Annotated in this window: 19 protein-coding genes; 4 read left to right on the top strand and 15 right to left on the bottom strand. The window is 53.2% G+C overall.

Annotation, left to right across the window (positions count from 1 at the left end; all coding sequences use genetic code 11):
- Nucleotides 1-7 precede the first annotated feature (7 nt).
- From trbF to trbI, 4 genes are read left to right on the top strand one after another with little or no spacing between them, the layout of a single operon-like run.
- Nucleotides 8-670 carry a conjugal transfer protein TrbF gene (trbF, locus tag O6760_RS32290; RefSeq protein WP_209171676.1) on the top strand — a complete coding sequence of 221 codons (663 nt, stop codon included), beginning with the start codon at nt 8-10 and terminating at the stop codon, nt 668-670.
- A 29-nt stretch (nt 671-699) separates the two neighbouring features.
- Nucleotides 700-1,533 carry a P-type conjugative transfer protein TrbG gene (gene trbG, locus O6760_RS32285; RefSeq protein WP_209171675.1) on the top strand — a complete coding sequence of 278 codons (834 nt, stop codon included), beginning with the start codon at nt 700-702 and terminating at the stop codon, nt 1,531-1,533.
- Between the two features lie 2 nt (nt 1,534-1,535).
- Nucleotides 1,536-2,003 carry a conjugal transfer protein TrbH gene (gene trbH, locus O6760_RS32280; protein WP_209171674.1) on the top strand — a complete coding sequence of 156 codons (468 nt, stop codon included), beginning with the start codon at nt 1,536-1,538 and terminating at the stop codon, nt 2,001-2,003.
- Nucleotides 2,004-2,015: 12 nt separating this feature from the next.
- A complete protein-coding gene (gene trbI / locus O6760_RS32275; protein WP_269586469.1) occupies nt 2,016-3,356 on the top strand; it encodes an IncP-type conjugal transfer protein TrbI in 1,341 nt (446 codons plus the stop codon).
- A gap of 219 nt (nt 3,357-3,575) precedes the next feature.
- On the opposite strand, the gene ccmI is transcribed toward trbI, so the two are convergent.
- The 15 genes from ccmI to O6760_RS32200 form a co-directional block, all read right to left on the bottom strand.
- Nucleotides 3,576-4,730 carry a c-type cytochrome biogenesis protein CcmI gene (ccmI, locus tag O6760_RS32270; protein ID WP_075284008.1) on the bottom strand — a complete coding sequence of 385 codons (1,155 nt, stop codon included), beginning with the start codon at nt 4,728-4,730 and terminating at the stop codon, nt 3,576-3,578.
- On the bottom strand, nt 4,727-5,203 hold the full coding sequence (locus O6760_RS32265) for a cytochrome c-type biogenesis protein (RefSeq protein WP_075284007.1): 477 nt from the start codon (nt 5,201-5,203) through the stop codon (nt 4,727-4,729). The genes ccmI and O6760_RS32265 overlap by 4 nt, the downstream gene beginning before the upstream one ends.
- Nucleotides 5,203-5,766 (bottom strand): DsbE family thiol:disulfide interchange protein, encoded by a 564-nt coding sequence (locus O6760_RS32260; RefSeq protein WP_075284006.1) that lies wholly within the window; start codon nt 5,764-5,766, stop codon nt 5,203-5,205. The genes O6760_RS32265 and O6760_RS32260 overlap by 1 nt, the downstream gene beginning before the upstream one ends.
- A gap of 3 nt (nt 5,767-5,769) precedes the next feature.
- The gene (locus O6760_RS32255) at nt 5,770-7,767 is read right to left on the bottom strand and encodes a heme lyase CcmF/NrfE family subunit (RefSeq protein ID WP_209171644.1); all 1,998 of its coding nucleotides are present in this window, start codon (nt 7,765-7,767) and stop codon (nt 5,770-5,772) included.
- A 1-nt stretch (nt 7,768) separates the two neighbouring features.
- Entirely contained in the window at nt 7,769-9,211 is a 1,443-nt protein-coding gene (locus tag O6760_RS32250; protein WP_416384231.1) for an ATP-binding protein, read from the bottom strand.
- Nucleotides 9,211-9,933, bottom strand: coding sequence for a response regulator (locus O6760_RS32245; RefSeq protein ID WP_075284003.1), 723 nt, complete (start codon nt 9,931-9,933; stop codon nt 9,211-9,213). Before O6760_RS32245 ends, O6760_RS32250 begins: the two co-directional genes overlap by 1 nt.
- A 498-nt stretch (nt 9,934-10,431) precedes the next feature.
- The gene (locus O6760_RS32240) at nt 10,432-10,863 is read right to left on the bottom strand and encodes a cytochrome c (RefSeq protein WP_075284001.1); all 432 of its coding nucleotides are present in this window, start codon (nt 10,861-10,863) and stop codon (nt 10,432-10,434) included.
- 156 nt (nt 10,864-11,019) lie between these two features.
- On the bottom strand, nt 11,020-12,084 hold the full coding sequence (locus O6760_RS32235) for a YncE family protein (RefSeq protein WP_075284000.1): 1,065 nt from the start codon (nt 12,082-12,084) through the stop codon (nt 11,020-11,022).
- 162 nt (nt 12,085-12,246) lie between these two features.
- Nucleotides 12,247-13,149, bottom strand: a complete 903-nt coding sequence (gene lgt / locus O6760_RS32230; RefSeq protein ID WP_075283999.1) for a prolipoprotein diacylglyceryl transferase — start codon at nt 13,147-13,149, stop codon at nt 12,247-12,249.
- Between the two features lie 266 nt (nt 13,150-13,415).
- Nucleotides 13,416-15,578 carry a protein-disulfide reductase DsbD family protein gene (locus O6760_RS32225; RefSeq protein WP_208992418.1) on the bottom strand — a complete coding sequence of 721 codons (2,163 nt, stop codon included), beginning with the start codon at nt 15,576-15,578 and terminating at the stop codon, nt 13,416-13,418.
- A 528-nt stretch (nt 15,579-16,106) separates the two neighbouring features.
- Nucleotides 16,107-17,369, bottom strand: a complete 1,263-nt coding sequence (locus O6760_RS32220) for an adenylate/guanylate cyclase domain-containing protein (RefSeq protein WP_083660785.1) — start codon at nt 17,367-17,369, stop codon at nt 16,107-16,109.
- Nucleotides 17,370-17,467: 98 nt separating this feature from the next.
- The gene (locus O6760_RS32215; protein WP_055661655.1) at nt 17,468-17,755 is read right to left on the bottom strand and encodes a copper-binding protein; all 288 of its coding nucleotides are present in this window, start codon (nt 17,753-17,755) and stop codon (nt 17,468-17,470) included.
- Between the two features lie 23 nt (nt 17,756-17,778).
- Complete coding sequence (locus O6760_RS32210; protein ID WP_083660791.1) at nt 17,779-18,288, bottom strand: cupredoxin domain-containing protein; 510 nt, start codon at nt 18,286-18,288, stop codon at nt 17,779-17,781.
- Nucleotides 18,289-18,386: 98 nt separating this feature from the next.
- The gene (locus O6760_RS32205) at nt 18,387-19,754 is read right to left on the bottom strand and encodes a multicopper oxidase family protein (protein WP_075284035.1); all 1,368 of its coding nucleotides are present in this window, start codon (nt 19,752-19,754) and stop codon (nt 18,387-18,389) included.
- Nucleotides 19,755-19,780: 26 nt separating this feature from the next.
- Nucleotides 19,781-21,292 carry a TolC family protein gene (locus O6760_RS32200; protein ID WP_075283998.1) on the bottom strand — a complete coding sequence of 504 codons (1,512 nt, stop codon included), beginning with the start codon at nt 21,290-21,292 and terminating at the stop codon, nt 19,781-19,783.
- Nucleotides 21,293-22,141 lie beyond the last annotated feature (849 nt).

Raw genomic sequence — 22,141 nt, 5'->3', positions numbered from 1 at the left:
CAAATAGATGGCAAAACATACTTCAATTGATAATCCCTATCTTGCCGCGCGGATGGAATGGAACGAGCGATACGGATCGTACATCCGTACCGCCCGCGTATGGCAGGGTGTCGGTCTTATTTCCTTGGCGATGGCGACAATCGGCTTCGGCTTTGCGCTCTACCAGAGCACTCAGGTCAAACTGGTCCCGTATATCGTCGAGGTGGACAAACTCGGCACGCCTGCGATCGGCGGCTTCCCGGCTCAGATCGAATATGCCGATGAGCGTGTCGTCCGCTCCATGCTCGGAGCCTGGATTGCGACTTTCCGCTCTGTCACGCCAGATACGGTCGTTGCGAAGGGCTACATCGACCGGGTCTATGCGATGCTGCGGCAGACAGATGTGGCCACCCAGAAGGTCAACAATTTCTACCGGACGAACTCTCCTTTCGACCGGGCGCAATCCCGCACTGTCTCCGTCGAGGTGACGAGCATCGTGCCGCTCTCCAATCAATCCTATCAGATCGACTGGACAGAAATCGAACGGGACCGGAAGGGCAAGGAGCTTCAAACGAAGCGCTGGCGCGGGGTAGCAAATGTCACGCTCTCGCCTCCGCAGGACGAAGCGATCATCCGGCTCAACCCGATCGGTCTTTATCTCAAGGACTTCGACTGGACCGCCCAGCTGTAAGCAATTCGCACACTCAAAGAGTAAGAAATATGTTTCAGAAAAACTGGCTGCGCGCCGGCATGAGTATGCTCGCGGCTGCGACAGCCATCACCGCCTTACCTGTTCAAGCCTTGGCTGCAGACTACACAGCTAAGGAACTGCGGGCCCTTGGTCTGTCGAGCGACTGGCGCAATGGTCGCGGCGTCATCACCAAAGGTCCGGACGGCAAGGTGATCTATCTCTATGGTCAGGTTCAGCCGACCGTTGTCTGTGCTCCCCTGCAGGTCTGCGACATCGAATTGCAGCCCGGGGAAGCTGTTCGCAACGTCATGGTCGGGGATACGGTTCGCTGGAAGGTGGATCCTGCAACATCTGGAGGCCCGACCGGAAACTCGGTTCACCTGATCATCAAGCCGACAGAACCCGGACTTGTCACATCGATGGTGGTGACGACGTCGAGGCGCACCTATCAGATCAAACTTCAAAGCGACAGTCACCGTTACATGGCCCGGGTAGGCTTCGATTACCCGGAAGATATCCAGGCCAAGTTCGAGGCGGCTAATCGACAGCTCGAAGCCAACACCATTCCGGGTGCAGGCGTCCCGGCCGAAAACCTGGACTTCAAATTCCATGTTCATGGTCAAGCCCGCTGGCGGCCGACGCGCGTCTATTCGGACGGTCTCAAGACCTACATCCAATTTCCGAGTGGAATGGCGTCCGGTGATGCCCCGGTTCTTTATGTCACCGCCGGCGGACAGAACCAGATCGTCAATTATCGCCTGAAGGGCAGCCTCATGATCGTGGACTACATGATCGACCAGGCGGTGCTCGTTTCTGGTGTTGGCTACAGCCAGCAAAAAATTCGTATCAACAGAGGAGGGTGACCATGTCGCACACGCGCCGCTCAATTCTAAAGGCCATTGGCATTTCTGTTCTGGCAACGCCGATGGCTGGCTGTATGACGTCGGAAAGTGGTTGGTTCAACCCAACAACAAGCATTGATGCCGCCAATCTGTCTCCTTCCGCTGCGAGCATCGTCGCCGGCGATATGGTTGCGAAACTCTCCGAGCATGTCGGGGCAGGAACGGGAACCATTGCCCTCAAGGCTGACAATTCAGAGTTCGCCCTGGCCTTGGAAAATTCCTTGCGCGGATGGGGGTACGCGGTCGCCGAAGCGGATCAACAGCCATCAGGCGATAACATCATTCCCCTGGCCTACACGATCGATTCCGATGCAGGGCAGATCTTCGCTCGTCTCACCACGCCAACTGTCGAATTGGCACGGACCTATCAGGCAACGCCAAGCGGAGCATCACCGACGAGCCCGGTTTCCGTTTTGACCAGAACTGTCTAGAGGCGTGCACTCATGAACAATTCGGATTCGAACGTGCATCTGGCGGGTGGCGATATCCGGCCCGATGACGCCCCCAAGATCCGGCGCCTGAACAAACTTCCCATTTTCTTGTTCGTCGGGCTTGTCGTCGTGTTCGGCGTCGTGATCATCATCGGCCTTGCCAACCGTGGCATCAACTCAGGCGACAATGTCGCCGGAGACGAAGGCGGCGCGCCGGCGAGTGGCTTTGCGGATCAGCTCAAAGCCGGCATCAGCAACGGCGTCATTGATCCTCCCAGTCAGCTTATTGCAGCGGTTCAACCAGACCCGGTCAGAGCCGCGGTCCCCGAGACAGTTCAAGTTCAGAGGCCATTCGGGAACCCGTTTCAACCGGAACCAGGCAACCCCGACGAGACCATTCCCCCTCAGCAATCCGAACCGGATTGGCGTGCTCAACTGGACCAGCGGTTTGAGGAACAACAACTGCAGGAGATGCATCGGCAACGGATGAAGCGGCTTCAATCAATCGATGCCGCCCATGACAGCCCCACCACCGTGAATCTGAGCGACCTGCAAGGCCAGGGGGAGGGGGTTCAAACCACCCAGGGCAATCAAACGGGTAACGGCACCTTTACGCGAGGTCCAACGTCTCCTGATCTCCTGTCAGCTGCCCTGCAGGCGGCTCAAGGCGGGACTGCCAATGCCGATCCCAACGGGCAATACGGCAAACAAGCCTTTTTCAACCAGGACATTTCCGAAGCTGGATATCTAGCGAACCGCGTGGTTCCTCAGCAGTCGCCCTATGAATTGAAGCGTGGATCCGTGATTCCGGCAACGCTGATCACCGGTATCAATTCAGATCTTCCCGGCCGGATCACTGGCCAGGTCAGACAGAACGTCTATGACAGCGCAACAGGCCATATGCTTCTGATCCCTCAAGGAACCAAGCTGTTCGGCCGGTACGACTCCGATGTGTCGTTTGGTCAAAACCGGGTTCTGGTCGTCTGGACGGATATTGTTTTCCCGAACGGCGCCACCTTGCAGATCGGCTCAATGGGGGGAGTCGATGGTGAAGGCTATGGCGGTTTCAAGGACAAGGTGAACAATCATTACCTTCGGACTTTTGGATCCGCAGCACTTCTTGCGATTATCGGAACGGGGATCGATATGGCAGTACCGGAAAGCTCTACGCTTGCCACCCAGGAGACTGCGTCCGATGCTGCCCGCCGAAACTTTGCGGAAGTGTTCGGCAGGGTGGTTGAGCGGACTATTAGCAAGAACCTCGATGTCCAGCCGACACTGCAGATCCGACCGGGGTATAATTTCAACATCCTCGTTGATCAGGACATCATCTTTCCAGGAAAACACAGTTAAGATTTAGCCTCAACAAACTCATGTTTCACTTCTGCTTTTGCTGACTAGGAGCTGTTGACTTTCCAAGTAATGAACTGTTGCTATGAGTGCTCCCTTTTTAGCACTTAAACCGTTTTATGGCATTCAAAATGGAATGCGAAGACCTGCAAATTGGCGCGTCGCGGTGTCGTTCAAAATGTCTAGGCGCAGCCACTACCTGCACAGCAGCGTCGGTTCGATTCATCCCTTGAGATCCGCAAGCGCCTTTTTGACCTTTAATCGCCTCGGGTCGTTCGAGGACGTACTGGAAAGCAACGCATTTGCTCGTTCAAAAGCTCCTATAGCTTGTTCGCGTTCACCAAGAACCGTGTATGCATTTGCAAGTCTCAGCCAGCCATCGAGATCGCCTGGCTCGCTCTCGAGCCGACCGGCCAGGCGTTCGACCATGGACCTGATAAAATCACTGCGGTCTTCGTCACTCAATTCCGTTGCGGCTATAATATCTGCAGCTGTTGGGCCGACTTCGTTGACGTCAACAAAATCAGAAACTGTAAGGCGCGGCTTGCCCTCGGACTTGCCAACTCTGTTTGCTTGTTCGACAAGCGGGTTCATCCATGGTTCATAAGCACGAGCCAATTCTAACCTAGTAACAAGCAGTTCGTAGGCATCCTGGTCCTGGCCCGATTGCGACAGGGCAAGAGCCTTATAGAAAACTGCTGCCGGATTTTCCGGATTCATTTCCAAAGCTTTTTCAATCGCGCGCTCAGCACGGGGAGTAACTATGCCTTGTTCAATTCTGACCAATGCTTCAGCGAGCATTGACCAGCTTGCCGACGTGTTGCCGTCGCGGTTAGAGACCTCCTCCAAGGCTTGCACAGCCTCTTCAAGACGGTCCAACCGCAAATAGGTTTGACCGAGAAGCAGCCAGCCTTCGGCGTCGCCGCCGTTCGGATCTCGTTGTAACCGTAAAAGCAGTCGTTCAACCAGTGCTGCAACCTTCGCGGCTTCCTCCCGTTCTCCATTGCGGTCAGCATACGCAATTCCGGGAAGCGCTGGCGATCCCCTAACCACGTAGTACCCAACTGCAATTGCCGGCACCAAGATCGCACAAAACACGAGTCCCAAGCTTCCCTTTGAGACAGGCTCTGATCGCGTTTTTTTGCTGCGACGGGCTGCGGAGACTATTCGCCGCTTGATTTCGTGCCTGGCAGCATCTGCCTCACTCTCGGAGATGAGGCCAGATTCGCTGTCTCTTTCCAACTCATCGAGTTGGTCAACAAGAATTGAAGGCGTTACTTGTTCATCTGTAACTTCAGTCCTTTTCTTCCAAAGAAGTGGTGCAAGAACAAACAAAACGGCCAACAACGACAGTGCTGCGATAGTGAGCCAGATCATTTCTTGCCTCCATTCCTGTGGTCCGCAACGAAGCGTTCAACCAGCGCTTCCTCTTCAACGGTCAGCGTATTCAACGAATTTTTTCGACTGAACCTCGTAAGTATTCGCCACCCAAATGCAAGAATTATCATCACCAAAACTAGCGGTGAGAGCCAGAGGGCATATGTCGTTGGCTTGAATGGAGGCCGCAGTAAAACATAGTCGCCGTAACGTGCCTGGATGAACGCAATCACCTCTTGGTTGCTGTCTCCGGCTTTAAGCCGTTCGCGTACCAATAGGCGCAGGTCGCGCGCGACACCTGCGTTCGAACTGTCGATATCCTGGTTCTGGCAGACTACGCATCGCAGTTCCTTAGAAATCGTTCTAGCTCTTGCTTCCAGAACGGGGTCGGATAATTTTTCGTCAGGCTCAACTGCCATTGCGAAGGCCGTTGAAAAAACAAAGAGCAGTGTGAGAACCGGAATAAACCGCATCAGCTATTCCCCACCCTGAGCACACCGGCTTCAACCAGTGCCGCCCGGAATTTGCTTATCGCCACCTCTCCGACGATCGGACCAACGTACCGGAACAGAACAATACCATCCGACCCAACGACAAAGGTTTCGGGAACACCGGATATTCCCCACTCAATCCCCGCGCGACCTGTCGTGTCAGCACCAATCCGCTTATAGGGGTTTCCCAACTCAGCCAGCCATCGCGCTGCGTCTTCCGGTTTGTCTTTGTAATTGATGCCGAATAACTGAATTCCGTCACGATCAACCAGGTTTGTGAGAACCGCATGCTCCGCACGACATGGAACACACCATGATGCGAAGACGTTCACGACCACAGGATTTTCATTGTTCAGTAAATCTTCTCGCGAGAGACCCGGAACTGATATTCCCGCGACAGGTTCAAGCGCAAACTCGGGAGCAGGTTGAGATATCAGAACAGACGGGATCTCATTCGGATCGCGTTCCGGATTCAGTCCCCAGAGAAAAAAAGCGCCAACAATTAAGGCAATCAGCAAGGGGACAATTGCAAGTAATCGGTTCATTGTTCACTCCGCTGGAACGACTTCACACGCGATCTTGGTTTTCTTTGGAGCTCCAATGCGCAGGCGTCTGTCAGTCAATGACAAACAACCACCAAGGACCAGCATCAACGCCCCCAGCCAGATGAAATTGACCAACGGCTCGTACAGTATCCGGAGAGTCCAGGTGTCCGACGTACCCGCCTGTTCTGCCGCGGGCTCTGCAATCGACGCATAAAGGTCGCCCGCGAGAGTAGAGCGAATTGCAGATTCAGTCGTAGAACTTTGGGCAACTGGGTAGTTTCTGCGTTCCGGATATAATGTTGTCACGAACTGGCCATTTCTCTCGACAAGAAGGACGCCACGGTTAGCGATGTAATTTGGTCCGCGAATTTTATCCACGCCCAGGAACGACACCTCAAAGCCCGCAATAGAAACTGAAGAACCGGGTTTGACGAAGACGACTTCTTCAGACTTCCACGCGCTCGAACCGATAAATCCGAACATCGCGATCGCAAGCCCCAAATGTGCAGCAGTCATTCCGTGAGCAGCTCTAGGGAGCCCGTAGGCTCTCCGCATCGCCACCGCGAACGGCACTTCGAAAAGGCGAATCCGCGACATCCATTCCCGCACTGTCGCAAAGGCGAGCCAGAATGCGAGAAGAAGGCTTGCATATGCCAGAACCGGACCGCCGCGCGCCACGTACCAGACGATCAGCGTTGCAGCTACGCAAATGAGTGCAACGAATTTAAGCCTCTGCACTACTCCTGCAAGATCCGCTCGTTTCCATGAAAGAAACGGCCCCAGCCCCATGAAAAAAACGAGTGGCAGCATCATCGGAATAAAAGCGGAATTGAAAAAGGGAGGCCCGACAGAGACCTTTTCACCACTAACTGCCTCTAGAAACAGGGGGTAAAGAGTTCCAAACAAAACAATCCCGGTGGCAGCTGCCAAGATTAAGTTATTCAGAAGTAAACCAGCCTCTCTGCTGATGGGCTTAAAAAGCCCACCGGGTTCCATGGTAGGCGCCCGCCAAGCAAAAAGCAGCAGCGAACCTCCGATGGACAATGCAAGTAGCATCAGAATGTAGAGCCCTCGTTCGGGATCAACAGCGAAAGCATGAACCGATGTCAAAAGGCCAGAGCGGACGATGAATGTTCCAAGCAGCGAGAGTGAAAACGTCAATATTGCCAGCAGTACTGTCCAGCTTTTGAAGGCATCGCGCTTCTCGGTAACAATAGCGGAGTGTAGCAATGCAGTACCAAGCAACCAAGGCATAAAACTTACGTTTTCAACCGGGTCCCAAAACCACCAACCACCCCACCCTAGCTCGTAATATGCCCACCAGGACCCCAGCGCGATGCCAGCGGTGAGGCTAACCCAAGCAGCGAGCGTCCAAGGACGCACCCAACGTGCCCAAACAACGTCAATCCGGCCTTCAAGCAAAGCTGCAACAGCGAATGAAAAGACAATAGAGAAGCCGACATATCCGAAATAAAGCAGCGGCGGGTGCATCGCGAGGCCCACGTCCTGGAGGAGAGGGTTTAGGTCGTTTCCATCGCTGGGTGGAGGAAATATCCGTTCAAACGGATTAGACGTCAGGAGCAAAAAGGAGAGAAACCCGACACTGATCCAAGCCTGAACAGCAAGTACACGAGCCTTCGTGGCTTCAGGAATATTTCTGCCGAAGAGAGAGACACCTGCCCCAAATATTGTCAGGATAAGGACCCACAGAAGAAGCGAACCTTCGTGACTACCCCAGGTACCCGCAATTTTAAACAGGAGTGGTTTAAGTGAATGGGAGTTTTCTGCAACATTGCGAACAGTGAAATCACTGACGATGAATGCCTGCATCAAGGCGCCAAAGGCCATTAATGTGAAGATAACCTGACCAATTGAGAGTGAGCGGGCTGTCCGCATCCATATCAGATTTCCCCGCACAGCGCCTACGATCGGCACGATGCTCTGGACGAGTGCAAGTGCCAGCGCCAAGGCCAGCGCAAAATGACCAATTTCAGGTGTCATGTCAGCATCCTGTTTTTACGAATCCCGCATTGCCTGCACTTTCCTTCAGCTCTGGCGTAAGAGAATCTTCGGAAAGCGGAATTCTTAACTGGGCAACCAAGCCTTTGCCTTCTCTGTTTGAAAGCGAGATGTCTCCACCATGAGAACGCGCGATGGTCCGAGAAATGGACAAGCCAAGGCCGTGACCGCCGGTTTCAAGTGACCTTGATTCCTCTAGCCTGAAGAACGGTTCGAAAACCTGTTCCAGCTGGACTTCAGGTATGCCCGGCCCGTCGTCTTCAATACTGACCAGCAGAGTTTGGTCCTGAACCTCGTAGTTCACTCTGGCGTTTCCGCCGTAACGGAGAGCGTTTTCAATTAGATTTCGTAAAGCGCGCCTAAAGGCCAAGGGACGGACACGGATGTGAACCTCGCGGTCCTTTTCGAAACTGAAAGGCTCCACAACGTTTTTTTGCAGCGAACTTAGAGTCTCTCCGACTTCGATAAGTTGTGTGTTCTCCGAGCCTATGAGGCCTCGTGCGAAGGTTATGGTTGATTCGACCATAGATTGCATTTCCTCCACACAGGCGACCAGGCTTGTACGTGTTTCTTCGTCGTCAACCATCTCCGCGCGGACGCGCATCGCTGTGAGGGGGGACTTCAAATCATGGCCCAGAGATGCCAGCAATTTCGTCCGATCGGCGACAAACCGGGTCAACCTATCCTGCATTTGGTTAAACGCCCTGGTAAGATTTTTCACTTCCAACGGACCGGCAACCGGAAGTTCGGAGACCTCTTCACCGCGCCCCAACTTGTCGGCAGCAGAGACCAGTCTTCTCAGGGGCCCGGTCAAGCGAGCGAGCAAAAACCAGAAGACGACCATCAAAATTAGGGCAGCCGTCAGAGCGAAGGTCAGTGTGGCGAAAAACGGCCACTGCAGTGGCGGGCGTTCAAAGCGCGTACCCACATTCAGCCATTGACCTTCAGATAGGGCGATCGACAGATTCATTTCAACCGCCGACAGCTCTCCCCGCATCATAGCCTTGTGCATTTCGGCCATTTCTGCCGACAAATGCGGCAGCGGAAGTATCTTGCCTTCAATCTGCCGGAGCTCTACTCGAATGTCTTTACTGTAACCGTCTCCCAGAAGCTTGCGAACACGCGCTTCAATGACACCACCGTCTGAATAATCACTAACAGATACCTCTGGCTTCGTTGAAACATCGAATCGAACCAAGGGAGAATCTGCAGCTCCCAAAATCGCTGGCCGCAACTCTGACGGTGTGCTTTCCAACAGCCGCGCAACATTTGCCGCTCTTCCGGCTGCCTCAAATCCAAGCGCCGCCCGAATCGCGAGACTTCTTTCATCTGCAAACAACCAAAGACTAATCACCTGGGCCGCGGTCAAAGCGGCAATCACCAACAATGTCAGTTGAACGATCAGTGTGTTGAACGGCCACTTTATCATTCGAGCACCTCGACGTCGGCGGACAGGCAATACCCGCCGTATCGAACGGTTGTTATTATGCTCGGTCGAAGCACATCGGGCTCAATCTTACGTCTTAGTCTGCTGATCTGATTGTCAATTATTCTGTCAAGCGGGCCCGCGGACTTTCCAGCTGTCAGGTCAAGCAACTGCTCTCTGCTGAGCACGATACGTGCTCTTTCCAGCAACACGATCAGAAGCTTGTAGTCCGCTGTCGTCAGTGGTGTTTCGCCACCTGAAGTGTCAACCAACGATCGACGATCAGAATCCAAGATCAGATGCGCGAAGCGGATTTTTTTGCCGGCGAACCCACCTCCATGTTTCTCCTGCTGGTTTGCCCGTCGAAGAATAGCCTTAATGCGTGCGAGAAGCTCTCTCGGATTGAACGGCTTGGCAAGATAGTCGTCCGCGCCGATTTCAAGTCCGACAATCCGGTCGGTATCTTCGCCAAGAGCAGTCAGAAGGATGATCGGCAATTTACGTGTTGTTGAAATTCGCTGGCATACGGACAATCCGCTTTCTCCAGGCATCATCACGTCCAACACGATCAAATCATAATGGCCATTGGACAACTTTACATCCATTTCGCGGGCATCTTTTGCTGATGATGCTCTAAGACCATTCTTTTCGAGAAAGCACGTTACGCTATCCCGAATTTGCTGATGGTCATCGACGACCAGAATATGCGCTGCTTCTGACATGGTCTTGTTTTACTGGATAATCGCTCAGCTCGTCAGAGGCCGTTTTGTCTCCGATTGTATCAAAATGACAAATTACTACTGCCCGATACAATCGAGCTCGCGCCGCATGCCAGATCTATGTTTTGCTATCAATGTTTTTCTGGACGATTGGGATACAGACACAAAGGAGGCAAATTTCTTCTAGATCTGCGGCGTTGTTACTTCTCTTAGGGACGGCAGCATACGCGGCTCATGCCGGCTCGACACCCCGTTTGATTAAAGGAACTTTAGTCGCTTTGTTCATGCCGCGGCGGGGAGATTGCGCGAGATGACAGGTCAGCGTTAGCTGCGCTCAGAGCAACATGGCACCTAAAAAATGCTAAGGAGCATTAATGGCTACCGGTGTCGCTGAAACGCAAAAAATAGGGATTGCGGTTTGATGCCCGGACAGGCGTAGATGGATTGCAGTGCGTCCATCAACGCCAATCTCGCTAGCGTTGCAACATGATCGAGTATGCGTCACATGGTATGCGGTTTGTATGTGATCCCATTCGCCGTTTGCAGTTCGCGGACGTAACGTATGATCAAAGTCACTTCGTCTTGCGTGACCTGGGGTTGACTCGGCATGTTGCCAAAGGACCAATGATGTCGCCTGACGCCTTTCTTTGCAGCAGAATAAAAGGATTCGTCCGGATGATGTCCGGGGTTGTAGATGTCATTAAGCAGTGGCGGACCGCTTTTCGTTCCTGTCGCATTCACTCCATGACATGCGGCGCAGTTGTCATTGAAAAGTACCTCTCCAGCTTCAGCTTCACCTGAAAATGCTGGCAGCTGTACGGTTAGACTATTCACCCCGGCTTCAGGCTGAAAGGCCCTGAAGACGAACAAGCCTATTCCAAGGCCAAAAAAGCCGAGAACGAAAAATTTAGGCAGGTTTTCAGATATTTTCATTCCAAATCTCCGTGTCTCCGTTAATGCTGGAGACGTGTTTTTCCACAATGACGATATCGCATATGTTTGCCGTTTGAGCTCCCGCCCCCCTTTTTTCGACAGTAGAGAAGAGACTACGAAATCATTCATCCGACTTTTTGTTGAAAGCTCATCCGTTCAGCGCAAACTGAACATCTGATGGCCTTCACCCTTAATGGCAATCTTATCTGCGATACTCAGATCGGACAGATCGACAACCCAGACAAAGGGCTCGGCTCTTGACGAAACGAAGGCGCGATCCGTCCCCCTTACAGTGGTCAAATGATAGGGGGCAGGTGACAAGGAAACTGTGATAATGTCTCCGGAGACCAGATCGACTGACGCCATCTTGTCCTCGTCGGTAACGCTGACAAGCAATCGTTGTTGGTCGTTCGTCAGATCAAGACCGTGAATATCGCCGCCAATATCAAAGGTACGCTGAATGTTGCCTGTATTGAGTGCCAATTCAAACACTTGTCCGACAGTGGGGTCGGCAACATAAAGTTTCCCAGATGACCTATCTGCAGCCATATGTTCCGGAGACTGGCCGACCAGCATGTTTCGCCGAACGATGCCACGGTCCAGATCGACTTCACTGATTGTTCCGTTGCCGGCATTTGACACGTAGACCGAACCCGGCTCACCACCAAATGCCAGGTAGTTTGGGTTGCCACCTGTTGGAACAAAAGTCTTTAGTTCAAAAGTGGACAGATCGATGATCGATATGCCATCGTTTGACGGGTGAGTTGCAACAGCGAAGCGTTCATCGGGAGAAACCGCAACGTGATGCACAGCCCCTGGGACTTCGACCTTTCGCACGACCTCGCCGGTCTCCAAATTCAGAAAGCTCAATAGGCTTTTGCCTGCCCCGACCGGAGTGCCTGCCTGTTTCTTTGAGGATGAATGATGCGCTGCATGATCCTCTTTCGTAATTGTATCGGGTTTGCTTTCATCAACAGCTTCATCGCCAATTTCCGAAAGACTACCGGCAACAAGAGTTTTTTTGTGTTTTACCACCGAAAGCCCGTGCGCAGCTTCGACATTTGTGAACCGACCCACCACAGATCCGCTTTTTACATCCACAACCGACACGGAATTCGAACTACCCTCGGGAATGTAGACCGTTTGCGAAAAGGCAACTCCGATGGAAAGTGTAATGAGGGATGATGCTGTCAGGAGACGAAGAACAGTATTACGTTTCATTTTAGGTCTCTTTGAGTTGTGAGCCCGCTCTCGGTGGGTCTAAGCCAAGCTGATCGACGTTGAGAAACCGGATGGACTATTTTCCGGGAAGCAAGAAGCTGTTTTACAGAACCGGACGGTTACACGGAATTGACAGGTAGACGCTCGGGTTCTTCTCCTTCTCTAGGAGACTGACGCATGATGCCCACGAGGCCGCATACAGATTAAACCAAGACCAACCATGACCATTGGTAGTGACAGCAATTGTCCCATGGTAACGCCCCAAGTTTCGAAATGTAGAACGTGCCCGATCGGATTTCCAAGAGTGATAAATTGCGCGTCCGGTTGCCGGAAAAGTTCAACCAAGCTCCTTGCGATTCCGTAGCCGGTCAGAAATACGCCCGTTAGGGCCCCAGGCCGTTTCAACGAGCCGTGTTTCAAAGCCAGATACAGCAACAATCCGCCCAGAACGATGCCTTCGAGAACAGCCTCGTAAAGCTGGGAAGGGTGACGGGCGCAAAGACCTTCTATGCCTGGACAACTCTGTGCCAGTTCTCCCGGAAAAACGACACCCCACCAAACCTCCGTCGGCCGTCCCCAAAGTTCATTATTTATGAAGTTTGCAACTCGGCCGAAAAACAATCCGATAGGGGCGGCTAGCGCCAAAAGGTCAGTGATCGAGAAAAACGGGAAGCGATAGCGGATGCAGTAGACGAGCACTGCTATCGATACGCCCAGAAAGCCGCCGTGAAATGACATTCCACCTTGCCACACTTTCAGAATTTCAAGCGGGTTCTGCAGATAGAATGCAGGCTGGTAAAATAAGATGAAGCCAAGGCGCCCGCCCAGTATGACACCGAGCACGATCCAAATCATGAGATCTTCGAATTGCGCCGATGTCATGGGGGGATTCCCGGGTCGCCAAAGCTTGGCGTTACGGATCAAGGAAACGCATAGACGCCAGCCGATCAGGATACCGGCAATATAAGCAAGAGCGTACCAACGTAGCGCAAATCTGAAGGTGCCGATTTCAATCGAAAAAAGTTCCGGGCTGATTTCCGGGAAGGGAATCGCCGCAATCTGCATTTCGCTCTCCGTTTCGAGTGTTATTGTCTCGTGTGTCAGGCAGGATCGTCCAATACACCTTCAAACTCGTAAGCTCTCGAGTAAGACTATCGAAAACATAGAAACGCCTCGTCATCACTATTCTGATTGTATCGGCTCGTCGCAATTGAGGCTTTTGATACAACGCGACACAATTCTGTAGATCGCTCATTCGCACAACAAGATCTACGATCAAATCCGAATATAATTTCTAATCGACAGGCAATGCAGACTGAAAACTACTATGTCTACTTGGAATTAGACCTTTCATTCTGACGGAGATTAAACCCGATAGAAGAACCCTTCGCAATCCTGAGAGCATCTATGATCTCCGACGAGGTGAGCAGTTCCGATAACACGATCCCTTGCGGAGCGCTCGGTCCGTAAACTGCATTAAAGGGAATGCCAAATCGGCCGAACGACGCAAGGTAGCGGGAAATCCCTTCGTCGGGCCGCGTCCAGTCCGCCTGCATCGCGGTAACGTTTTCCGTTCCAAGAGCAGAAAGCACAGGATCACGTTCGATGACCAGAGCCTTGTTTGCTTTACACGTAATGCACCAATCTGCCGTCACATCCACAAAGACCACCTGTCCCCGAGAAACCAGACGTGCAATTTCTCCCCGGTCGAATTGGACCCATTTCAAAGCTGGAAGCTCGTGAGGCGCCTTTTGTTGTGCCTGTGAAAGCGCAACGGGGGCGGCTAACGCCAGGCTAGCCAGAGTTCCACCGGCGATCAGCCGGATCCAAAATGCGCTCCGCCGCCAAGACAGCACGAAAACCAGCGCAGTCGCAAATAACCAAACGGCAACTGATGCCGGGAAGCCTGCAACACCTTTCAGAACCAAGAGCAACCAAAGAACTGTTCCGCCCAGCATGAGTCCGAGCAAAAACTTCAGATAGACCATCCATCGTCCTGGCTTTGGAAGAACGTTGACCAATCCAGGTAAAGCCGCAACGACCAGATAGGGTACCGCCAACCCCAATCCCAGACTTGTGAATACGATTAGAATATCGAGCCCGCGTCCAGCGAGCGCAAAGGCGACGGCTGTCCCCAGAAACGGAGCCGAACAGGGCGTAGCCAGGACAGCACCGAACAGCCCCGTCAGAAAGTCAGCCCAATATCCTCTGCCCGTCCCTTTGGTAGAGAGCCAGCTTTGTATGGAGGTTGGAAGCGAGATTTCGAATAGACCAAACAGATTGGCGGTGAAAACGACAAGTACGACTGCCATGAAGGCAAGGAAGACGGGATTTTGAAACTGGAGCCCCCAACCAACAGCAATACCCATGCGCTGCAACGCAAAAAGTGCGCCGGCAAGTCCCCAAACGAAAATCATTACGCCGAAGGCAGCTGCAAGAAAGCCGCCTCTGACTGACTGCATATTCCGACCCTGATGCTTCAACGCCGAGGACAACTTAATCGAAAGAACCGGCAAAACGCACGGCATGACATTCAGGATCAATCCGCCAATGAAGGCGATCAAAGCAATCCAGGCCACTTCATCGACACCAGGGGCAAGCGCCGCCATACTGAATGGGGGCGCAGGAACAGCTGATACCATTTTTGGCGATACGGTGACGGCACGCTCCTGCCCGTCCGTAATTGTTAGTGACGTATGACGAAAGGCAGTTTCTTCAAAAGAGAGAACGGGAAAACGCGCCCAGAGCCTTTTTTTCCCGTCTCCCAGACGGATATCCGGTTTTCCAAGCGCTATTCCGGAGCCCAGTTCGGGAAAAACATCTGGATCTTGAAATAGCTCCGTAGCCACCAAGTTGATAACCAACTCAGTGCGGTTCTCATCCAGAAATGCAGCGGCCTCCGTGATACTTGTCTCGGCACCTTCAAGCGGAATCTTGTCAGCATACTTGGCAATGAGGGAGCCCGAGACGCGGTCAATACCTGTTCCTGGTGATAGTAGTAGGGATAAATGAAGAGTTTCAGGTACACAAACATCTGAACAGACCAGAAGCGAGACATTGGCCGACAGGAGGGTTGCTTCTCCAGGTCGCTCCAAATTTATCTGAAGTGGAAAAACGACCTCGCCTTTATATCCGAAGTTTTCGATACCAAATGCCGTGAAACGCTCAGGCGCCGGCCATTCGAAACGAACGTTTTTTACGTTTTGAGACGCAGACCAATCAACCTGAGGCGGAATACCGACCTCGCCCGGAGAGCGCCAATACGTCTTCCAACCTTTATTCAGTTCAATCTGAATGCCGGCAGAAAGCGTAGACATACCACCAGCAACACCATCTTGAACCGTGATAAGCCTGGCACTTACCGCTGGCTTCGAGATGGTCTCGGAAGTCGCAGCTCTCGCGTTGTCAAAGAACATAGTTCCTAGACCAACGACAACAGTTAAGACCGTCAACACACCGAATTGCTGCTTAAACATCGACATTTTGAGTTCCAAAAAAACAAATCACCTAAGAACTATGCGGCGGCATGAATACGTTCATTGAGGCAACTAATGCCGGCGTTCTAACCTCAGCGCACAAGTGATTTCGTGCTGCCAGCGCGACGAAAGATCTCTAAATCAAGTCTTTCCGCTCCACCTCGAGATCAGGCTGATGCAAACATTTCATCGCGGGCAATACGACCTGCTCCGTCGCAAAGGTCAAGGATACGTTTCGATACAATCACCAACCCCATGTGAGCGATTGAAGCACGCAGAACCTCTAACTTCCGCAACCATGGTAAATCTGTCCGGATAAACCCACCAAGCAACTCGACTAAACCGTCGCTGATACGACTGCCCCGTGCGAAAGAAGCAGTCACATCGAAACTCACCAGATCATTTTACAGCAGCTTGATCGTCCGGTTCAGCCACCACAATTTAGCCGTCTCTGCCGACACAACCAATCCACCAATTTGTCAGCCAAGGCGCAAGCTTGCGCGGTCGATGAGAGACCGCGAACGAAGACGCCGACAACGGCTCATCCTACTGTGTCTTTGCTCTAGGTAAGTACAATATATCCAGTCTTGCATCCCGTCCTGGCAGTTTGGTGCCTTTCAACTGCATGAATTGTTGGGATGGGAAACCGAATTTCAACGCATGTACCAAATCCATCGATACGACGATCGATGCAGCGTGGTCCTTGGTAATTCGCTCTAATCGATGAGCCACGTTCACAGTGTCTCCAAGAACTGTAAATTCATCATGGTGCCCACTCCTCACGACACCACTTAGAATGCCGCCAAAATGCAACCCAATTCCGATTGAAAGCTTTTGCCCCACAAATTTTTCCATTCCGAGGAACCAACTATCAAGCGAGCTTGAAATCTCAAGTGCGCATGCCAGAGCCCTATCGCAATCATCATAAGTTTCCTTCGGAATTCCAAAGACCGCGAGAATTCCATCCCCGGTAAACTTGTCGACTACACCACCGTTGTTGAAAATTGACCGAGATGCGATCTGTCTGTACTCCGCCAAAATTTTCGCCAAGGTTTCCGGCGCAATAGTTTCCGATATCCGTGTAAAGCCGCGAATATCAATAAACATGACTGCTGCATGACTAGGTATGAGTTCTAGACCGCTACCTTTTTCCTGTAGCGTTGTCGCCAACTGTGGCGAGAAAAACCTGGATAGATTCAGGCGCATCTTGTCAGACTGAAGAGCCAGCACCTTGGTTGCCTGCAACTCCGCTGTAAAAAGGTAAACTGCTAACGAGGTGAAGCCAAAACTTACAGCCAACCCCAGGTCCTTGTTAAACAAACTACTGAAAAAGGACACCGTCCCCAAATTGTGATGCCAGATTGACTGAACAATCAATATTCCCAGCCATGCAACGAAGACTATGGATGAAAAAAGGACAACTCGTTTTCGATCCTGACGAAGAGCAACATGGTTTAGCAAAATAAAGGGAATTACAAGGCTCGTGGTTGTCAGATTGTGGTCTCCTGACATTTCAATATCAAGCAAATTACTATAAAGTACAAACGAAACCAAAATAGCATCAATTAAAATGTAAATCATGGTTGCATTGCGCCATCTTGGCCGGTAAAGGCTGGTAATTATGGCGGTCACCGTAGTAAGAAAATAGGTAAAGGCAACAATTGAATAAGCGGTAATATTATGATGCGAACTTTCAAGAAACAGGTTTACCGTGATAATTCCGAAGGCAACAATGCGAAACGCGTTCCAACGGATCTCCCGGGTAGTATCTACTCTGATTAACGATACGTTGTTGCACTCCTTTCTCAAATTCTATTCCTTTAAAAGAAGATCGACCGAAGTTCCCACTCAAAAATCGAGATTTTGACGGAAACTCCGGCCGTATGGGCGATGGGATTTCGCGAAAGCTATTTCTTTATTTCAATGACAGTCAGTTTTCCCGCAACCCTATCCGCGATGAATTCGATTTGACTGCCCTCTGACAGATCAGAGAGCATGCCTTCTTCTTTCGCGACGAAGACCATGGTCATTGCAGGCATTTCAAGGTTCTTTAGCTCCTCATGAATGATGGTAATTTTTCCACCCTTGAGGTCGATTTTCTTGACCGTACCTTTTGTGAATTCGGTCGCGAAGGTGCTGGTTATGCCGGCAACTGCCAGAAAAACCGCGAGCGAGATAGTGAGAATGTGTTTCATCTTGGCACCTTGGTTGAGATGTATCAGCTTGAAGGACGAATGTTCTTTTTGACGGTGATCTCACCGTGCATTCCGGACTCGTAGTGACCTGGAATGAGGCAAGCGAACTCGAATTTTCCAGCGTTGGTGAAGGACCAGACAATTTCTGCCTGTTCGCCGGAATCCAGCCTCACCGAATTCGGATCGTCGTGTTCCATTTCAGGGAATTTAGCCATGAGTTCTTTGTGCTCATGGTTCTTCTCAAGAGTATCAAGCACAAATTCGTGCTCGATTTCTCCCGTATTCTTTATACTGAACAGGATCGTTTCGCCTTTTTTTACGACGAGAGATCCTGGCTCGATGGTCATTCCATCATCGGTTTCTTTCAGCTCGACATGCACGACGCGGGTCACCCGCTTCCGCTCTCCGGGCTGACCAACGGCCATTTCTTCTACATGTCCGTGGGAACCTTCGTGGCCATCAGAGTGGCCACCCGTATGACTGCCTCCCGCCCACGCGGCACTCGTGAGGGCAAGCGCGACTGTAGTGGACATCAAAATTTTTCTCACAATATCTACCTTTCTCAGGTTTGTTTCAGACGAGACTTCGAGGCGTCGCCATATCTGGCAAACTTCCAGTTGGCTAAAGGTCTTCATCCGCGGTCGCTTACGATTGAGTTTGCCGGATTGAGTTGGGTGTCAGGACTTTCTGCCTTTGCGTGTTCCGGTAGGGCGCCGGTCCATTCCCAGGCCTCGGTGCCCGGAGGGTTCTCGTACCAGCCGGGATCGCTGTAATCGCCGGCGGAAATTCCCTCGCGAACCTTCACCACCGAGAACATCCCGCCCATTTCAAGCGGGCCATGCGGTCCCCACCCGGCCATCATCGGCACGGTGTTGTCGGGGATCGGCATGGCCATTTCCGCCATTTCCGCCATGCCGTTGGTGCCCATGGGCATATATTCAGGCTGGACCAGACGGATCTTGTGGGTGAGCGCGGACTTGTCCGCCCCGATGAAGGTCGGAACGTCATGGCCCATGGCATTCATCGTGTGGTGCGACTTGTGGCAGTGGATCGCCCAGTCGCCCAGATGCACGGCATCGAACTCATAGGCACGCATCGCTCCAACCGGGATGTCGATTGAGACTTCCGGCCAACGGGCTTCCGGGCGCACCCAACCGCCGTCGGTGCAGGTGACCTCAAAGTCGTAACCATGCATGTGAATCGGGTGGTTGGTCATGGTGAGATTGCCAACACGCACCCGCACCCGGTCATTCTTTGACACGACCAGCGGATCGATGTCAGGGAAGATCCGACTGTTCCAGGTCCACAGATTGAAGTCGGTCATGGTCATGACCTTTGGCACATAGGACCCCGGGTCGATATCAAACGCGTTGAGCATGATCAGGAAATCGCGGTCCACCGGCATGAAGGACGGGTCCTTCGGATGCACGATGAAAAACCCCATCATGCCCATGGCCATCTGGACCATCTCGTCGGCATGGGGATGGTACATGAAGGTGCCGGATTTCACGAGATCGAACTCGTAGACGAAGGTCTTTCCTGGCGGGATGCCGGGATGGGACAGACCACCGACGCCATCCATGCCCGATGGCAGAATGAGACCGTGCCAGTGCACCGATGTGTGCTCGGGCAGCTTGTTGGTCACATAGATCCGGACCCGGTCTCCCTCGATCGCCTCTATGGTCGGGCCGATTGACTGGCCGTTGTAGCCCCAGAGATAGGCCGTCATCCCCTCCGCCAGTTCACGCTCCACAGGTTCTGCAACCAGATGGAACTCCTTCACGCCGTTGTTCATTCGGAAGGGCAGCGTCCAACCGTTCAGGGTAACCACGGGATTGTAAGGCACTCCCGTGTCTGGTGCCTTAGGCGCCTGTGTCGACGGGCCGTCCATGAGGGCGGCTTCCGGCAGCCCCATGTTGGATGTCTTCGCCCAGGCGGCGGTGGAAACGAGCGCGGCTCCGCCGGCGCCCGCTCCAAGAAGTTGACGTCTGTTCATCATCGTCATCGTCCTTTCGTGTGGCCCCATCAGTGTCCGCCCCCTTCCGCAGATGCGGTTCTCATCGGCTCGGAGCCTTCAGTACCCCCGCCCATTCCACCGCCAAAGGTAGCTGCCGCAAGGTCGGCGTCGGCGAGCCAGAAGTTCTTGCGCGCGTTGACGGCAAGAAGCTGGGTGTCGACACGCGCTCTGGTGTCCGCAAGCAGATCGAAGGTGTTGGTGATCATGCCGTTGTAGGTCAGCAGACCTTCTTCCTCGACCGCCTTGCGCAGAGGCAGCACCGCATCGCGATAGTGGCGGGCGATCTCGTGTGAGGATTTGAAGGCAGTGTAAGCCGACCTTGCTTCGGACCGGATATTCACGGCCTTCTCGGCAAGCTTGTTGGCCGCCTGCATGTAGGCGTATTCCGCCTTGCGCTGTCTCGCCTTACCGCTATCGAAGATCGGGATGGCAAATTCCAGCTCGATCTGGGGCGTGACGATGGTCTTGGACTTGGACTTTTCCTCCAGTTCGCCGCCTTCGAGTTCATACTCGGTCTCGACTTCCCTCTCTGCCTCAACGCCCGCGATCAATTCCAGATCTGTGACGTATCTGGTTGCTTCCGTCAGGCGGTAGCTTTTGGCAACGGCCTCGAGCTCAAGCTTCGCGACCTGGAGATCGATCCGGTTTCGGAGTGCATCGGCCTCGATCGACGGATTGCCGCGCGGCGCCTTCGGCAGACCCGGCAAGCTGTCGGGCACGAAATACTGCACGTCCTGTCCCCACAGCCCCATCAGGCGCGTCAGCCGTTCCTTTGCAAGGGTCGCAGCCAGGCGTGCTTCGGCCTTCTGGCCGGTCAGTTCGGAATAGAAGGCATGTTCACGTGCCTGCCCAGCCTTGGGCATTGCCCCGGTCTCGCCCAGTTTCTGTGCAAGCTGCGATGCCGCATCCGCCGCAACCTGCGCCTGATTGAGGTAGGCAACTGTCTCGAAGGCAGCGACGGCATCTATCCAGGCCCGCCTGGTTTCACCCGCAAGCGAAAGCGTATCGCCGATCGCGACTGCCTGAGCCTGACGGAACCTGGTATCTGCGATGTCGACCCGCTGTTTCTGGGTCGCAAGCGACAAGAGGTTGGCCGCAATCGTGCTTTCGATTGTGCGCAGCCCGCCGATCTCCGGATGAGCGAGACCGAGGAACCCGACGGAAACGACCGGGTTCTCCAGCATCGTCTCCTGCCAGGCCTCCGCGGCGCTCATGCCAAGGGCCGCATAGGAAGCCTGAAGGCCGCGATTGTTTAGTAGCGCGACCTGAACGGCGGTATCCGCGCTGATCGTCTTCTTGTGCACGAGGGTACGGACCCTGTCAGAGACGGCCTTCGCCTGATCCGCATTCTGGATCCAGACGGTTTCCTTGTTGCGTGATCGTAAGGAGGTGCCGGAAGACACTTGCTGAAATCCCGGCTGCTGTTCGGAATAGGAGGCAATCTGCTCCGGGGAAACACATCCGGCCAGCACGCTCGCAGTTAAAGCGAAAAGGATTGGTTTGACAGCCAAAGCCCTCATGAACCACCTCCCCGGCTGGGAGCCTGGTCGTCATTGAGTTTGCGCCAGGAACCCGGATCGACCGGACCGCGCGCAGTGTAACCTTCGGTCACAGAAGACGGATATAGGGCATGAATGGCAGTGCCCGGATCTTCCGGGCCGGAGCCGGCGGAAAGGCTCGGCAAGGATGCCGTCGATGCGCAACCCCCGACCAATAGCGGCGAGAGCGCTGCAATAACGCTTAGCTTCATAGAAACTCTCTGATCTCGATTTTCTGATCGTCGCCGCGGCGACCGCGGCGCACGGTTTGTCCGGACAAAACTCCGGATCGAGATCAGTGCTTGGGAGGATGCTCCAGGCGATGTCCGCTCGCATCCGTCAGCGAACCGATCATCGGCAGATAGGCAGGAAGACCCTTCCAGTCCGGGGAAATGGGGCTATGCAGGATAACAAGGTCTGCAACGCATGATGCCGGGCAGCACGCATGCGAGGACGTCTTTCCGTTCTTCTTTGCCGTTGATGCCGGGCAATCAGGTATCGCGCCCTGTGTGTCGCCAGAACCAAGCTCCTGATGCAGGTCTTGGAAAGCCTGTCCGGCTGCACCTGTCACAATCTGCACCCCTTCTACAGAAGCATGTGTTCTCGCCCCGGGAATGAAAGTTCCGAGGAGAAATATGCTCGCGATGAGGATTAGAAGCAGGTTGCGCAAAGGTCACCTAATTGAGGATCGCAATTTCTGTATCTGGAACTATGCAACGCAGCAACTGAATTCTTCGTGAAACCCGCATTTGTCCAGCACATTTGTGAACGCACCATATGAGGCTTGAGATCCTAGCTTCCAAGATCATTGAGCGATCAAGCACAAAAAAT

The sequence above is a fragment of the Roseibium sp. Sym1 genome, from assembly GCF_027359675.1.
Lineage (GTDB): Bacteria > Pseudomonadota > Alphaproteobacteria > Rhizobiales > Stappiaceae > Roseibium.
Note: the sequence above shows the minus strand (reverse complement) of the source record. Positions and strands in the feature narration are given on the sequence as shown.

Coding starts and splice junctions, on each gene's coding strand:
- trbF (WP_209171676.1), top strand. CDS start 8: ATGGCAAAACATACTTCAATTGATAATCCCTATCTTGCCGCGCGGATG.
- trbG (WP_209171675.1), top strand. CDS start 700: ATGTTTCAGAAAAACTGGCTGCGCGCCGGCATGAGTATGCTCGCGGCT.
- trbH (WP_209171674.1), top strand. CDS start 1,536: ATGTCGCACACGCGCCGCTCAATTCTAAAGGCCATTGGCATTTCTGTT.
- trbI (WP_269586469.1), top strand. CDS start 2,016: ATGAACAATTCGGATTCGAACGTGCATCTGGCGGGTGGCGATATCCGG.
- ccmI (WP_075284008.1), bottom strand. CDS start 4,730: ATGATCTGGCTCACTATCGCAGCACTGTCGTTGTTGGCCGTTTTGTTT.
- O6760_RS32265 (WP_075284007.1), bottom strand. CDS start 5,203: ATGCGGTTTATTCCGGTTCTCACACTGCTCTTTGTTTTTTCAACGGCC.
- O6760_RS32260 (WP_075284006.1), bottom strand. CDS start 5,766: ATGAACCGATTACTTGCAATTGTCCCCTTGCTGATTGCCTTAATTGTT.
- O6760_RS32255 (WP_209171644.1), bottom strand. CDS start 7,767: ATGACACCTGAAATTGGTCATTTTGCGCTGGCCTTGGCGCTGGCACTT.
- O6760_RS32245 (WP_075284003.1), bottom strand. CDS start 9,933: ATGTCAGAAGCAGCGCATATTCTGGTCGTCGATGACCATCAGCAAATT.
- O6760_RS32240 (WP_075284001.1), bottom strand. CDS start 10,863: ATGAAAATATCTGAAAACCTGCCTAAATTTTTCGTTCTCGGCTTTTTT.
- O6760_RS32235 (WP_075284000.1), bottom strand. CDS start 12,084: ATGAAACGTAATACTGTTCTTCGTCTCCTGACAGCATCATCCCTCATT.
- lgt (WP_075283999.1), bottom strand. CDS start 13,149: ATGCAGATTGCGGCGATTCCCTTCCCGGAAATCAGCCCGGAACTTTTT.
- O6760_RS32215 (WP_055661655.1), bottom strand. CDS start 17,755: ATGAAACACATTCTCACTATCTCGCTCGCGGTTTTTCTGGCAGTTGCC.
- O6760_RS32210 (WP_083660791.1), bottom strand. CDS start 18,288: ATGTCCACTACAGTCGCGCTTGCCCTCACGAGTGCCGCGTGGGCGGGA.
- O6760_RS32205 (WP_075284035.1), bottom strand. CDS start 19,754: ATGATGAACAGACGTCAACTTCTTGGAGCGGGCGCCGGCGGAGCCGCG.
- O6760_RS32200 (WP_075283998.1), bottom strand. CDS start 21,292: ATGAGGGCTTTGGCTGTCAAACCAATCCTTTTCGCTTTAACTGCGAGC.